The sequence below is a fragment of the Neobacillus niacini genome (assembly GCF_030817595.1).
Lineage (GTDB): Bacteria > Bacillota > Bacilli > Bacillales > Cytobacillaceae > Neobacillus > Neobacillus niacini_G.
Genome location: NZ_JAUSZN010000001.1, coordinates 4,010,853 through 4,026,267, shown reverse-complemented (window position 1 = coordinate 4,026,267; position 15,415 = coordinate 4,010,853). Strand labels below are relative to the sequence as shown.

At 39.2% G+C, this 15,415-nt stretch carries 14 protein-coding genes; 11 read left to right on the top strand and 3 right to left on the bottom strand.

What is annotated here, in order from left to right; genetic code table 11:
• Positions 1–332: 332 nt before the first annotated feature.
• Genes QFZ31_RS19055 through QFZ31_RS19035 form a run of 5 tightly spaced genes read left to right on the top strand, consistent with a single transcriptional unit; the run spans position 333 to position 4,305 of the window.
• Positions 333–1,283, top strand: coding sequence for an ABC transporter permease (locus tag QFZ31_RS19055; protein ID WP_179603120.1), 951 nt, complete (start codon positions 333–335; stop codon positions 1,281–1,283).
• Entirely contained in the window at positions 1,276–2,226 is a 951-nt protein-coding gene (locus QFZ31_RS19050) for an iron chelate uptake ABC transporter family permease subunit (RefSeq protein ID WP_307305798.1), read from the top strand. Before QFZ31_RS19055 ends, QFZ31_RS19050 begins: the two co-directional genes overlap by 8 nt.
• Positions 2,223–2,984: an ABC transporter ATP-binding protein gene (locus tag QFZ31_RS19045; protein ID WP_307305793.1), complete on the top strand. Its 762-nt coding sequence runs from the start codon at positions 2,223–2,225 to the stop codon at positions 2,982–2,984. The genes QFZ31_RS19050 and QFZ31_RS19045 overlap by 4 nt, the downstream gene beginning before the upstream one ends.
• Positions 2,985–3,002: 18 nt before the next feature.
• A complete protein-coding gene (locus QFZ31_RS19040; RefSeq protein ID WP_307305790.1) occupies positions 3,003–3,950 on the top strand; it encodes a siderophore ABC transporter substrate-binding protein in 948 nt (315 codons plus the stop codon).
• A 49-nt stretch (positions 3,951–3,999) separates the two neighbouring features.
• The gene (locus QFZ31_RS19035; protein WP_307305787.1) at positions 4,000–4,305 is read left to right on the top strand and encodes an antibiotic biosynthesis monooxygenase family protein; all 306 of its coding nucleotides are present in this window, start codon (positions 4,000–4,002) and stop codon (positions 4,303–4,305) included.
• A 66-nt stretch (positions 4,306–4,371) separates the two neighbouring features.
• On the opposite strand, the gene QFZ31_RS19030 is transcribed toward QFZ31_RS19035, so the two are convergent.
• Positions 4,372–4,857: a hypothetical protein gene (locus QFZ31_RS19030; protein WP_307305784.1), complete on the bottom strand. Its 486-nt coding sequence runs from the start codon at positions 4,855–4,857 to the stop codon at positions 4,372–4,374.
• A gap of 1,283 nt (positions 4,858–6,140) precedes the next feature.
• Between QFZ31_RS19030 and QFZ31_RS19025 the strand changes: the two genes are divergently transcribed.
• The 4 genes from QFZ31_RS19025 to QFZ31_RS19010 all read left to right on the top strand — a co-directional run bounded on the left by QFZ31_RS19025 (position 6,141) and on the right by QFZ31_RS19010 (position 12,166).
• The gene (locus QFZ31_RS19025; protein WP_307305783.1) at positions 6,141–8,195 is read left to right on the top strand and encodes a sensor histidine kinase; all 2,055 of its coding nucleotides are present in this window, start codon (positions 6,141–6,143) and stop codon (positions 8,193–8,195) included.
• Positions 8,196–8,198: 3 nt separating this feature from the next.
• The gene (locus QFZ31_RS19020) at positions 8,199–8,846 is read left to right on the top strand and encodes a response regulator transcription factor (protein WP_307305781.1); all 648 of its coding nucleotides are present in this window, start codon (positions 8,199–8,201) and stop codon (positions 8,844–8,846) included.
• A 136-nt stretch (positions 8,847–8,982) separates the two neighbouring features.
• Entirely contained in the window at positions 8,983–9,564 is a 582-nt protein-coding gene (locus QFZ31_RS19015) for a hypothetical protein (RefSeq protein ID WP_307305778.1), read from the top strand.
• 223 nt (positions 9,565–9,787) lie between these two features.
• A complete protein-coding gene (locus QFZ31_RS19010) occupies positions 9,788–12,166 on the top strand; it encodes a M14 family zinc carboxypeptidase (RefSeq protein ID WP_307305775.1) in 2,379 nt (792 codons plus the stop codon).
• A gap of 51 nt (positions 12,167–12,217) precedes the next feature.
• Here QFZ31_RS19010 and QFZ31_RS19005 read toward each other — a convergent pair whose 3' ends face one another.
• Complete coding sequence (locus QFZ31_RS19005) at positions 12,218–12,898, bottom strand: GNAT family N-acetyltransferase (protein ID WP_307305773.1); 681 nt, start codon at positions 12,896–12,898, stop codon at positions 12,218–12,220.
• 149 nt (positions 12,899–13,047) lie between these two features.
• Here QFZ31_RS19005 and QFZ31_RS19000 point away from each other — a divergent pair, with 149 nt between their 5' ends.
• A complete protein-coding gene (locus QFZ31_RS19000; RefSeq protein WP_307305771.1) occupies positions 13,048–13,404 on the top strand; it encodes an acyl-CoA thioesterase in 357 nt (118 codons plus the stop codon).
• A 77-nt stretch (positions 13,405–13,481) separates the two neighbouring features.
• Here QFZ31_RS19000 and QFZ31_RS18995 read toward each other — a convergent pair whose 3' ends face one another.
• Positions 13,482–14,258 (bottom strand): GNAT family N-acetyltransferase, encoded by a 777-nt coding sequence (locus QFZ31_RS18995; protein ID WP_307305770.1) that lies wholly within the window; start codon positions 14,256–14,258, stop codon positions 13,482–13,484.
• Between the two features lie 150 nt (positions 14,259–14,408).
• Here QFZ31_RS18995 and QFZ31_RS18990 point away from each other — a divergent pair, with 150 nt between their 5' ends.
• Positions 14,409–15,188, top strand: coding sequence for a hypothetical protein (locus QFZ31_RS18990; RefSeq protein ID WP_307305767.1), 780 nt, complete (start codon positions 14,409–14,411; stop codon positions 15,186–15,188).
• The last annotated feature ends 227 nt before the right edge of the window (positions 15,189–15,415 follow it).

Below are 15,415 nucleotides of genomic sequence, written 5' to 3'. Positions count from 1 at the left end.
CTCCTTTTTTATTTCTCCTAACATTCTATAAATCTCTTATACTTAGTTTGCCATTCTCCATAAAATGGATTTTTCCTCCGCCAAAAGGTGGATAATTTGAGAATCATATATTAGATTTACGGGGTAAACACCATGTTTATGTCACAAATTATTCAGAAATAATTGGAAATAGTTCACGATTGTTTATTGACTAGACAAATTACACTGTTTATAATCAAGGGTATAAGACGTTGATAATGATTTTCAATGTCATTTATTTTTGTTTCTAAGTGATAAGGATTCTCAATAAAATTGAGAATGATAGAAAAATAGAAATGTTGAGGACTGCAATGATGAAGAAAAGATATTTACTACTAGGATTAATCGTCTTATCTGCTGTTTCCTTGTTTGTTGGGGTTAGCAGTATATCACCATTGGACTTGTTAGATGTCCAATCTGAAGAGACACAGATTTTCCTTATCAGCCGAATGCCAAGGCTAGTAGCAATCCTACTTGCAGGAGCTGGGATGAGTATTGCAGGTTTGATTATGCAGCAGCTTAGCCGAAACAAATTTGTATCACCGACTACCGCTGGAACACTAGACGCAACCCGTCTTGGTATCCTTGTCTCGATGCTGTTGTTTGCAAATGCAACCATGCTTGAAAAAATGGCAGTAGCCTTTGTTTTCGCGCTTGCTGGTACGTTTGTTTTTATGCAAATTCTTGACCGAATTAAGTTTAAGGATGCTATATTCATACCGCTTGTGGGTTTGATGTTCGGAAATATATTATCCTCAGTGACGACTTTTTTCGCATATCGCGCTGACGTCATTCAAAATATGTCTGCATGGCTGCAGGGTGACTTTTCAATGATTATGAAGGGCCGATATGAATTGCTCTACATAAGTATTCCGATATTAATTATTGCTTATTTTTATGCGAACCGCTTTACAGTTGCTGGAATGGGTGAGGATTTTTCAAAGAATCTTGGACTTGCGTATCGCCGTGTGGTGAATATCGGTCTCATCCTTGTTGCACTAGTAACGACAACAGTGGTTCTGACCGTCGGAATTATTCCATTTTTAGGCTTAATTATTCCAAATATCATATCAATTTTTAAAGGCGATCACTTACAAAAAACATTGCCGCATACCGCACTCCTTGGCGCCATCTTCCTTCTGATTTGCGATATTTTGGGCAGAGTGCTCATTTATCCATATGAAATTTCAATCAGTCTTATGGTTGGGGTAATTGGAAGCGGAATTTTCTTATACTTACTGTTCCGGAGGAAGGCATATGCGTAACTCAATCAAACTACTTGTCTTTGCCTTAATTGCTGCCGGAGTGTGTGCTATCTATCTATTCCATGAATTAAACGGGAGTTTTGGATATGCTCTTCCAAAACGAACGATCAAAGTACTGGCGATGGTTTTAACCGGAGTCACAATCGCTTATGCAACAGTTGTTTTCCAGACGATCACACATAACAAGATTTTGACACCGAGCATTATGGGGTTGGATTCGCTTTACATGCTCCTGCAAACCTTAATTATTTTCTTTTTAGGCTCAGGACACATGATTATCGTCAACAAACAGGTGAATTTCCTACTTTCAGTTGTTGTAATGATTGTTTTTGCCCTAATTTTATACAAGTTTTTATTTAAAAAGGGAAATCAGCCGATCTACTTTTTATTGCTAGTTGGAATCATTGTGGGGACATTTTTCTCTAGTATCTCAACGTTTTTTCAGGTACTGATTGATCCAAATGAATTCCAGATTGTCCAAGACAGGATGTTTGCGAGTTTTAATAATATCAATTCAGACTTAGTTTGGCGGGCTATTGCCATCGTTGCTCTTGTGATGATATATGCATGGCGTTTTTTAAAGTATTTAGACGTCTTGTCATTAGGTCGAGATACAGCAATCAATTTAGGGGTTCCATATGATTCAATCGTCAAACAAATGCTGATCGTCGTTGCAGTCTTCATCTCAATCTCGACTGCTTTAGTTGGACCTATTACCTTTTTTGGCTTAATTGTGGCCAATCTATCCTATCAATTTTTCAAGACTTACAAACACAATATCCTAATCACAGGAGCGATCCTCATGAGTATTATCGCTCTTGTTGGCGGGCAATGGGTGGTTGAACGAGTATTTACTTTTTCAACAACGTTAAGTGTCATTATTAACTTTATCGGTGGAGTGTACTTCATCTATTTACTGCTAAAGGAGAGGAAAGCTGCATGATACAAGTACGAGGATTGTCAAAGTTATATGGGAAGAAATCCGTTGTTGAGGATGTCACCGTTGATATTCAGCCGCGGAAAATCACGAGCTTTATCGGTCCGAATGGGGCAGGTAAATCGACTTTACTATCAATGGTGAGCCGTCTTCTTGATGCAGATACAGGAGAAGTGCTAATTGATAAATCTGATGTGAAAAAGATGAAGTCAAATGATTTTGCTAAGAAGGTATCGATCCTAAAACAATCCAATTATATGAATGTGCGCCTGACGATTCGCGAACTCGTATCCTTCGGCCGCTTTCCCTATTCGAAGGGGAGGCTAACGGAGGAAGACGAACGGATTGTTGACCAATCACTTGAATACATGCACCTAACTGATATGCAGGACAGTTTTTTAGATGAATTATCTGGTGGTCAAAGGCAGCGTGCGTTTATCGCGATGGTTATCGCTCAGGATACAGAGTACATTTTGCTGGATGAACCATTGAACAATCTAGATATGAAGCATTCCGTTCAAATTATGAAAATCCTGCGCCGTTTGGTTGATGAACTTGGAAAAACAGTTGTCATCGTGCTGCATGATATCAACTTTGCGTCGGTTTATTCAGATAGAATCGTAGCGATGAAGGATGGTAAGGTCGTAAAAGATGGACCTACCGAAGAAATTATTGAATCAGCCGCATTAAAAGAGATTTACGATATGGATATTCCCATCCAGAAAATGGATGGCTGCAGAATTTGCGTATATTTTAGCGCATAATAAAAGGAGAGATATGTTGTGAAAAAGTGGAGTTTTTTAGTTTTAATGGTTTCAATGATTTTATTATTAGCAGCATGCGGATCTAAGGAAGAAAGTAAGGCAGAACCAGCGGATGCAAAAACGGCAGCTTCTGAAAAAATGACAATTGAACATAAGTATGGAAAAGTAGAGATCGATAAAAATCCAGAAAAAGTAGTTGTTTTTGATTTTGGTATTTTAGATACATTAGATGAATTAGGTGTGGAAGTTACTGGAGTTCCGCAAGCAGCCATTCCTCCATACTTAGAAAAATATGCAGGCGAAAAATATACAAACGTCGGAAGTTTAAAAGAACCAGATTTTGAAGCGATTCATGCGATGCAGCCTGATGTAATTTTCATCAGCGGCCGTCAAGCAGAATTATACGAACAGTTTGCAGAAATTGCTCCAACTGTTTTTGTAGAATTAGATTATACAAAATACATGGAGTCATTCGAGAAAAATATGAACCTTGTTGCTGATATTTTTGATAAGAAAGAAGAAGTAGCTAGCGCATTAGAAGAGATTAATGCAACGGTTGAAGAAGTAAATAAGAAAGCCTCTGAAAATGGTAAAAAAGGGTTAATCGTTCTTGCGAATGAAGGAAAAGTGAGTGCTTATGGACCAAGCTCCCGTTTTGGAATTATCCATGACGTTTATGGTTTTGGTGCAGCTGATGAGAAAATAGAAGTATCAACACATGGCCAAAGCATTACCATGGAGTACATTATGGAGACAAACCCAGACGTATTGTTTGTTATTGACCGTAACACAGCAGTAGGCGGTGAAGCCGGTGCTGAAAAGGTAATCGAAAACGAGCTTGTTAAAAAGACAACGGCCTTCAAAGAAGATAAGATTATTTACTTAGATCCAGATACTTGGTATCTAAGCGGCGGCGGATTAAAATCTGTAAAACTAATGGCTGAAGAAATCGAAGCAGCATTGTAAAATTACGAGCAAGGTACATACCTGGCTTTATCTATAGGGAGGGATATTTATGTTTTATCAAGTGAGAAAAATTGTAGTCAAAGAGGGATATAGCGATCAGGTGGTCGAGAACTTTTCAAACCGCGGCGGTTTATTGGCAACTCGACCTGGATACATTGGCAGACAGATTTTGGTTAAAAAAGTTCGCCGTGGTGAAGAAGAAGTTATGGTTATGGTTCAATGGGAATCTGAAGAGGATTGGAAAAATTGGGAGAAGAGCCCCGAGCATATTGCCGGTCATAAGGCAAAGCCAAAGGCAGATAAGCCTGAGTATATTGTTGAATCCAGTCATGATCTTTACTATGTAAAAGGTTAAGGTTAAATGGACAGAGGCTGATGCGAATAGTCACTATGTGTGACTAAACGTGTCAGCCTCTTTTAATTACTCTTTTTCGATTTCGACGTTATGTTCTTTTGCAAGTTCATCCAGCTTATCATTGTAGTCTTCGATTTTCAGACGTCCTTCTTCTAGGAGCTGATTGGCTTCTTCAACCAAACTAGCATCTTGTTTTTCGAGTGCTTCCATAATTTTTTCAAACGCACTAAACTGGAGTTTGGCACCAGAAAGGTAAATCTCATGGACCTCCTTCAACTCATCACTTTCAATACTAACGGTCTCAAGTTCAGAAATTAAATCCGCATAGTTTGGAATGACCTCGTTGACCAAGGCATCATACATGGTTTGATCATCTGTATAATTGAATCCCGCAACACCTTCATATGCTGAAACTGCCTTCTCTTCCAGGGTTTGTGCCGCTTTCATCTCCTCATTTATATAATTTAAAATATCATCTTGAACCGGTCCCCCACAACCAGCTAGAACAAGCAAAAGGCCAAGTACAGCAGCTGCCAACACCCGTCTCACCATAACCCCACCTCCATCGACCAGTATATGAACCACCGGAAGTCCACTATGTATGAAGAAATTGAAAATAATCGGGTTAGAAAAATTTTGTTACAAAAACAATTAAATGCCTAACAATCTTTATGCCAGTCCATCATTAGATAAAGAGACAAGATTATTATAGATAGGGATGGGTAGAAAATGGCGAAAAGGAACAGAGGGAAAACAATCAACTACCTGCCATCAAGAGGACGCGGGACATGTCCTTTATGTGGGAGAACAAGAATAAAGCTGTTATATCCGTTTAAAACAGAAACCAACCAAACCATCAAAGTATGCAAAAACTGCAGAATTAAATAACAAAGTTCCTAAGGATTGGTATCCTTAGGAATTCAGATTGTCGAGGAAGGGTGTCTTTCTCGGCAATTTTTTTACTATTATATGTTGTAAATTATATTTGAGGGCTAATGCACACACGCCGCCTAGAGGATTCGTTCTAAATAGGGTGGCCTGAGGACAAATCGTAGGCTTTGCCGGAAGGATTTGTCCATAATAGGGTGGCTTGAGGACAAATCGTACGTTCTGCCAGGAAGGATTCGTCCATAATAGGGTGGCTTGAGGACAAATCGTACGCTCTGCCGGAAGGATTTGTCCATAATAGGGTGGCTTGAGGACAAATCGTACGCTCTGCCAGGAGGATTCGTCCATAATAGGGTGGCTTGAGGACAAATCGTACGCTCTGCCGGAAGGATTTGTCCATAATAGGGTGGCTTGAGGACAAATCGTACGCTCTGCCAGGGAGGATTCGTCCATAATAGGGTGGCTTGAGGACAAATCGTACGCTCTGCCGGAAGGATTTGTCCATAATAGGGTGGCTTGAGGACAAATCGTACGCTCTGCCAGGGAGGATTCGTCCTTAATAGGGTGGCTTGAGGACAAATCGTTACGCTCTGCCGGAAGGATTTGTCCTTAATCCGAGGGCTTTCAGGACCATTATACTTGCTACCTATATTAGTAAAAATCTATACACTGTTAAGGTTATAAAAAAGATAATGGCTGTCTAGACTTTCTAGACAGCCTGAGGTCCTAAGCATACCTACTTAGGTCTTTTAATGAAGCAACTGTCCGCCTGGGGTGGAAAGTGTCCACGAGCGGTGCCTGTCACCATTAATGTCACCATCAATTTTGTCACCATAAAATGTCACCACCAAATGTCATCAACCAGAAAGGAATTTATGTGGATATGTCTAAATAGTATTAGATTAGCGGTTATATGAATGACATTACTTTGTGAATGAGGCGGGGGTATGAAGGGAAGGTTTAGTGGGCTGTTGGATTTGTTGTCTCATGGGGCTTGGTGGTACATAACGGTAATATCAGTGGCCCTTTTTGTTTATTCGGAGACGAAGGTATATGATTTGCTTCTTAATGTGTGCAGCGGTGATGATTGTCAGGATTTATTCCTTTTAACTGCTGAGGAGGCACAGAGTTTACTCTCCTTTGGGATGTCCATGTCCTTCTATAGCGGGATTCTTGTTGTCCTTTTGCTTATACAGTTTTTATCCTTCTTCGTAGTCGGCACTCTGCTTTATGTTTACGGCATGAGAGACCGAATTTGTTTATATACCTCGATATTGCTTATTGCTACCGGAACGATTATGAGTATAAGTATGCCTATCATTACGGAAGCGCCACATTTAGACAGTTTTTTCAGGGTTGAAAGCTTTGTAGGGGATCTATATTTATTCTTTTTCTTCCTGTATCCCGATGGAAAGTTCCGGCCAAAGTGGCTGCTCTATCCAGCAACTATTGGATTAGTTGGTAATATTGGTATTTACTTTTTACCAGGTTCATTGATAGACCCTACAACATGGCCAATAGCCGTTCGATCAGGAATTTGGATTTCACTGCATGCTTTTGTGATTTACTCGCAAATTTACCGCTATCGCCATGCTGAAACAAAGCAGTTAAAAAGGCAGATATGCTGGTTCGCAGTTAGTTTGAGTGGATTTATTTTCTCGGTGCTATCCCTGCTGTTTTTTTCAACATTTGGTGATAACGGTCTTTTAAAATTATTTATGTGGTTTGTCTATTATCTTGCCCTGTTATTTATGCCGTTTTCCATCGGAATTGCGATATTGGAGCAGCGGCAGAGTCATTTATCTGTATTATTTAGCAGAACCATTGTCTATTCGTTTGTAACGCTGTTCGTCATGGGTGTTTACGTACTAATAGTTGGTTCACTCGGATTCCTGTTAAATGATCAGAACAATATTTTTATTTCTTTATTAGCAACCGGGATTGTGGCGATTCTTTTCCAGCCCTTACGTACAAAAATACAGCATTCTGTTAACACCTTAGTTTACGGAGACCGTGAGGATCCATATAAAATCTTATCCTCCTTAACACAACGATTAGAGTTAACGATGACAAATTCCTCCGTCCTTTACACCATCGTGGAAGAAGTCGCAAAAGCACTCAAGCTTCCCTTTGCTGCCATTGAAATTGAGCTCGGTGGGAACTTTGAACGTGTGGCTGCATTTGGTGAGGAATTACAAGTTAGGTCTGAATTCCCTTTAAAACTAAAAGGGGAATGTATAGGGATCCTTATTGTCGGGACTCGTTCCTTACAAGAAACACTTCCTCCGGACAAGGTTTATTTATTAAATGATTTACTCAGGCAGGTTACGATGGCTGTACAAACGGTGAGGATTACAAGTGAGCTGAAACGTTCACGAATCAAACTTGTTAGTTTTAGAGAGGAAGAAAGAAGAAGGCTACGTCGGGATTTACACGATGGACTAGGTGCCAGCCTTGCTAGCATTTCGTTAAGTATGGATACCCTAGTTTTTCAAAATGGTGTGGACTTAGCAGTAAAGAATAGATTACTGGAGTTACAGGAAAATCTTCGCAAAGCAATTGCTGGGATTCGGCAATTGGTTTACAATTTGCGCCCACCCGCACTAGATGAACTGGGGTTGATTTTTGCATTAGATGAGCTTTGCCGACAATATGAGGGTAGTTCAATAAAAGTATCGTTGGAGGCATCGGAAATAGACTTTCCTCTTCATGCGGCAATTGAAGTTGCAGCCTATCGGATTGTTCAGGAAGCCGTCACGAATGCAGGTAAGCACTCAAAAGGGTCCTATTGTAAAGTTACACTTGGGTTGGGGGATTCATCCTTAATCATTACAATTGCTGATGATGGAGTAGGCTTCCAAGACAACTGGAAAAATGGAATCGGTCTCCATTCAATGAGAGAACGTGCGGAGGAAGTGGATGGGCAATTTTTTATAAAAAATAACAGCGACGAGGGCACGACGATTGAAGTCCGTTTGCCATTGTGGGCGGAAGGAGAGTAAGCAATGCGAATTTTACTTGTAGAAGATCATCCGATGTTTCGGGATGGATTAGCTAGAATGCTAGAAAGTGTGGAGGAATTTGAGGTAGTGGGGGAAGCGGTAACCGGTGAGGAAGCCATTCAATTGGCGCAGCAGCTGAAACCAAACATTATCCTTATGGATCTAAATCTTCCAAAAATGAGCGGAATAGAAGCAACAAAACAGATTATCCAGGATCAGCCTGATATTGGAATTCTTGTATTAACGATGTACGACGATGACAGCTCCGTGTTTGCGGCAATGAGGGCAGGGGCGAGGGGATATCTTTTAAAAGAGGCCAATCGGAATGAAATCATAAGAGCCATTCATGCCGTGGGGGATGGTGAAGCAATCTTTAGTCCAATGATTGCGAGAAGAATGATGTACTATTTTGAAGCAAAATCAAAGCAGGTACAAGTGGATGTTTTTCCTCAGCTGACTGAAAGAGAACGGGAGGTGTTGGATCATATTGCCCGAGGGAAGAATAATGCCGAAATTGCGACAGTTTTAGGGTTGAATCAAAAAACGGTTCGGAATCATGTTTCCAACATCCTGAGTAAATTGCATGCTAGCGACCGTGCCCATGCAATGATCATGGCAAGAGAAGCCGGATTAGGTAAAGATAGGGAATAAACCTTTAGAGGATCCATTTAGGGTTCTTTTTTTTATAAAAAAAAACTTCCCGACCTGGTCGGGACGGTGGTCACAAGACCCCGGGACGCCGGGATTGATAAAGTAAGATTAATAAACCGAAAGGAAGTTGATAGTTATGAACCTAAACAAGGTGATTCGTTTGTTAGCCATTTTCAGTATCATTGGAGGTTTTTTCCGCGCTCTTATGTGCCCGCTGGCATTAGTATGGGGGATGAATAGCCCGCAAGAATTAACAGCAGGTGTCCTTGGGACATTATTTATGGGATTAGGTATTTTTGGATTGTATTTCTCCGCTCATAAAGAGTTTGGAAAATTGGGGTTCACAGCGTTTATCCTTTATGCCATTGGAAGCTTTGTCTTGATGGGAATGGTGTTTACTAGCTTAGTATTTGCTGTGTATGACCCGAAAGTTTTACAAATGGATATGCCGCTGCTGCCGATATTAATTGCCAGTCCGTTGATGATGCTCTCAGTCATGCTTTCTATGATATTACTTGGTATTGCGGTGTTAAAGACTAACGTGTTTTCTAAAGTACCTGCTATTTTGATTTTACTTGCGCCAATTCTAAACTTTATTCCAGTGGTTGGTGATTTTTCAGTCCTTGCTTGGGGCATTCCTTTTATGTGGTTTGGAATAGAAGTATTAAAGAAATCTAGAGGAAATGTTGTAGTAGAAAATATATCGGTTGAGCAATAAAGAGAAGGGCATCCCAATCGTTGTGGGATGCCCTTCTCTTTTTTTTAAATAATATTGTTCATGATGTAATTTATAACTTTATTCCTATAAAAGAATAATATTTATTTGGTTTTTCGGGAAAATGGTTGGATAGTAATTTGTTTCTAGCAATATTAAAATAATTTTACGTTATAAAAATACAAAAAAATTTATAAAAATACAAATAGGTTTTGGGGGCTGTTTTATGAAGAAGAAAAAAATTGCAGGTCTATTAGCTGTGAGTTTACTTACGGCTGTTCCCTTTTCTACAGGGTTTGCTGAGGGACCGAAATGGACAAACGTAAATGTATATGAGGAGCAGGATGGCAGTAAGTTTAATAATGAAAACTATGACTTTATGAAATTCTCACAAGTTGGGGCTAAATTGACAGAGATTGAAAAACAATCCAATCGTGTAAAAGTAGAAGTCCGTGGGACATCTGCTGATGGTCATCCGCTTTATGTTGTAACAATTGCAGATCCAACTACACAAGGAAAGTTTGGAAAATTCCAATCTCTTAGAAAACAAATGTTCAAGAATCCTGGAAAGGCTCAGGATTGGATTGCAAATAATCCTGATTTTAAAGTGCCGATTATGATTAATGGTTCAATTCATGGTACCGAGTTTGTGGGAAGTGATGCGGTTATCCAATTAATCGAACGCTTTGCAACACAAAATGATGCTGAAACGAAAAATATTTTAGAGAATAATATTCTTATTTTTAACGTCGTACAAAACCCTGATGGCCGTGTCGATGCAACTCGTTTTAACGGGGAAGGTATCGATTTGAACCGCGACTTTATCACACAGTCTCAGCCTGAAACCCAAGAAACGGTAGAATTGATTAAAGAGTGGAATCCAATGGTATTCCTTGATACCCACGGTTATGTGAAGAATTATGGACCTAACCTGCAGGGTTTAATTGAACCATGTACGCCGCCGCATAATCCTAACTACGAGTATGACCTTTATAATAAGTGGGCAGTGGATCAGGCAAAAGCAATGGAAGCAGAAATTATGGGAGACAAGGACAGTTTTACCGGCAATTTGTATCAAAGTATGGAGGGAGTTTACGTACCGCAACGTGACGATGCTGCTGGTTGGGATGATTATCCGCCAATTTTCACACCAATGTATGCAATGTACCATGGCGCATACGGTCATACTTTAGAGGCTCCAACAAATGACTTGGATGGGGTACGCTGGATGTATAATGCCATCATGGGTGCCTTGAATTTTGCCACTGAAAATAAGCAAGCCATGATCGCAGACCAAATTGAGATGTTCAAACGAGGCATTACCTTTGACCACCCTTTCCATGAAGAAGGATTCTTTCCTAATGCTTACATTTTGCCAGTTGATGAAAAAGATCCAACGGTAACAAATAAGGCTGTGAAGCATTTACTTAATAATGATATTGAGGTAAAAGAAGCAACAAAAGCATTTACGGTTGATGGAAAAACCTACCCTAAGGGAACGTATCTAGTGCAGATGGACCAAGCGAAGGCTGGTTTAGCCAATACAATGCTATGGGATGGTGAAGACATTTCAAACGATACACCTGCTATGTATGATATTTCAGCATGGAGCCTGCCGGAGCTTTGGGGCTTTGAGGCAGTTGAGACTTACAGTCCGGTAGACGTTAGAGCTAAACAGGTTAACCAAGTTACTGGTCAAGGAACTTTGGCAGGTAAAGGTCCTTACTTGATTCCAAATAGTTCTGTAAAAGCGGTTGAATTAGTTAATACCTTACTTAAAGAGGGAGTAGCTGTATCACGCGATGCATCGGGTGATTTTTATACAACAGCTTCAGCAAATACAATCTCAGCTGCTGTGAAAGAATCTGGTCTGCAGATTGGTTCGGTTTCGAGTGTACCAACAGAGGTCAGCGTGGTTTCAAGTTTACAGGTAGCGATTCTTAAGGACGGCGGTATGGGGAAAGCTCAGTCTCACAGCGGGACAAAACTTGCCTTGAAGAGACTAGGTTTTGATGTTACAGAAGTAACACCTGTTGATGTAGCAGAGAAAGGTTTAGAAGGCTTCGATGTATTTGTTTACAGTGGTACAGAAAATCTTATTTCTACTAGCTTATCTGCAGCAAACAAAGAGTTTGGATTCCAAAACCCGGTACAGCTAACAGCATTTCAACGCAATGTTAACAGTTTTCTTGACAATGGCGGAAAGTACATTGCAGTAGGTGCCGGTGCATCCCGAGCAACATGGACTCTTGGATTGACCGACAACACAGTTAAAACTGCTGGATCGAACAGCAATGGAATTGTGAAAGTCGATTATCTTGGTAAAGGATTAACTGGAGGCTATAGTCAGGATGATTTTGGGTTCGTTTATCGCCCAGTTTGGTATATTGTTAATGGAAATGATAAAATCGCTGCTACACTGGATAACACAGAGGATTTCTTTGTAGCAGGACATTGGATCAATAACAAAGCAGATGCACAGGGTCAAGCAGTCATCGTAAAAGAGGAAAACAAAGACGTTACCCTTATCGGTTTAGAGGCAGGATTCCGTGACCACACTGACTACTTGTTTAGACTCCTATCCAATGCCATATTTGAAAAATAATGATGAGCAAAGCCTGGTTCCACAATGGACCAGGCTTGTTTTTTGGAAACTTCATATTAATTTCTTACCTAGTTCCATTTTTATAAGACAGTTATTAAGTACTTCTTTATCAATCCCATTTACTAAATAATATTTTTCTTTATAAATCGCATAAATAATTTTTTTAATATCTTGTTCGTTTTTTTGTACATTTTTTATAAAAAGATTTAGTTGAACAGCCTTATCTTTAGTATGTAGTGGTGGTTGGAGGTAGCTGATTCCTTCTGACTTTTTAAAACCATTCCTTTTAAAAAAGTCATTTCTCTTCTTACAATTATCTTTCTCTTCCTTCGTATGGACCGGATCCTCTGTTTCTGTTTCTAGAATGATTGCGTTTAATGAAGAGTTTCCTGCTGCAATAGCATCTTCGGTAATTAACTCTTCCATTTTTATTAATGTTTTTGAACCTCTTCCTTTGCTTCTAGCATGTGGATTAGTTGCAATATAAACAATAAACCCCGAATTAACTTCCTCTAAATAGTGTCCTGTTGCGAAAGAAATAAGTTCCTCTCCTTCAAAACCTATCAGGAAACGAAAATTGTTAAGCTTTCGATGCCGGGCATAATGCAAACCATTAAAAAAAATAGTATGAGGTTCTCTTACAACAATTGGAAATACTAAATCATATAATTTAAAAACCTTATCTATGTGGCTTAAGCTATCTTCAGTTATCTCATCCCAGCGAATATTCATAATTAAATCCTCTTCACTATTAATAGTACAACAACTGAGACAGTGATAAGTGAAGGCCATGATTCAGTTTGAATAAGGCTTTTATTTTTGCAGGTAATCCAATAGCATTCAGCGAAATACATATATCATATGGGATGTGGAGGAGGTGGTTGGATGGCATTTACAGAAGGGAGATAACAGCTGAATCGGATTTTTATCATGTTAGTAATGTAAAACTATATGAATATTTAGATGACGAACGGTCAGAATGGTACAAATATAGTATTCTTGCAGGTGTAGAATCCGTTTTAGTACATATAAATGCAGATTTTAAGAAAGAAATCTTCCCCAAAGAAAGATTAAGGATTCGAACATGGTTAGAACGGTTGGGAAATACTAGCTATACACTAAAGCAAACGGTTATAAACCAACGGAATGAGCAGGTGGTATCCGCTGAGGTTGTATTGGCAACGATTGACCGATTAAAAAGGACCAAAGTGATCGTTCCCGGAAATCCGCAGTCTTAAGGATAATCATTCCGTTTTGGATTTAACCCTATTTAATCGGTAAATAAAAACCTAGGAATAAGGTTCCTAGGGATCTCCTATGCAAACTTTGGTGACATACAAGGTGTTGAATAACCATAGCAGTGGAAACCGTGCTTTTCAAGAATGGGCTTGCTCATAGAACTGGCATCGACGATCAGTAACGGATAACCTTTTTCTGAGGCTTCGCGTGCGCGGATTGCCAGAAGTGAACTGTAATAACCTTTCTTGCGGTAATCAGCCAGGGTTGAGCCTCCCCAAAGGCTGGCAAATGGTGTGCCCTCATGAAGGTACATCCAAGCAGCACTGACGATTTTTCCATCAACATAGGCTCCGTAGAGGGATAGGCGAGCAGAACTATCAGTAAAATCCCTAACAAGACGCTGACCTAAATCTTGAAAATTATCATACCAAACTTCTTCCTCTAGTTTAATAATGTCCCAGATTTCCTGTTCAGCCGTAAGTCTTTTTACTTCAGGAAGAACCTGAGTATCAAGGAGCTGATTAATCTCCGATAAGTCAGAAATCATAAGTGCCTCTGATGCTTCAAGTGTGAAGCCCTTTTTTCGCAATCTCTCCTTTAAATCCAAAGGCTGATCATAATCAAAAACCTTCCACTCAAACTGCTGCTTTAAGTTCTTATAGTATGCAATTTGTTCTTCTATGACTTTGTCGGCATTCCATTCATCTATTTCCGAGTAAGATATAAAACCCGGTTCATTCGATAGTGAAACTTTTCTGACGACAGAATCGGTCCTTTCTCTTCGAGAATTCGGCTCTATTATTTCAATCCTTAAATGCTGGTTAAAAAGATCTAGTATTGTGCTTCTTTCCATATAAAACCTCCTCCAAAATAATCAATAGAGAACAAATCAATCATATAACAGTTTTTTCCTAGTTAGTAGATTTTTTATTTTGATTTTTTAAAAGATTAGATATGATAGTACGGGAGTGTAATCAAAAAAATAATAAATGCGGGGAAAAATATGAAAAAAGTTCTTTTGATCATTGGGATTGGGGTTGGACTGGTCGTTATATCACCATTTTTACTGTTAGGAGTATATGCTTTAGATTTTGTCTACTATGATGCAAATGATAATAAAGCCGAAAAGGCTGCTTTAAAATATTTGGAGGGGAAGTATGGAGAGCGTTTTGAAATTGACGACGTGGAGTACAATAAAATCTTAGGTGATGACGAGGGAGCCTACACCCTATCTGTGCACCCAGTGGCAAGTCCTGATACTAATTTCGGGGTGGACACTACTGAGAAGTATCAAGTGACAAGGGACGGTTATAAAGAGAGTAACTGGTCAAATCAATTTAGGAAAGAAATGGTTCCAATCATTGATCCAATATTTAAGAGTACAGGGGAATATTATGTTTATGGTTCTTTTTTTAGTGAAATAGAGGAGCGCTACCAGTTTGAAGACAGCTATCAAACAATTTATAATGAGAATCCTAATCAAAGCTATGAACGTATCCATATATTAAATTTCGACGATACCTTTGATAAGGAGAAAGAGTTTCAGCGAATTTATCAGTTATGGGAAAACGTCAAGGATAGACAATATCAAAATAATAGTATTGAGATAGATTATTATCCAAAAGGACTTAAGAAAAAAATTAAAACCTACCCAGACTTAAATGAATTTGAAAATGAACATCGGCAAGAAATGACCTACACCTGCAGGTTCTCCAAACAAGAAACACAAGAAAAGCCGATAACAACACCTGGTGATATAGAAACATTTTGCAGACCAATGTAAGATGGTGACAGTTAGATTGTTGAAGTGCGATGGTGACAATGATGGTGACAGACACCGCTCGTGGACACTTTCCACCTGAGGTGGACACTCTCATATTTAAAGAGGATTGGGCGATTTGCTCAATCCTTTTAATTTTGTAGATTTTTTGTGTGGATGGTCCAATTTGCTAGAGATAGTTTTAGAAGTTGGATATTTTTTCTTTTTAATATCCATAATAATTACATTTA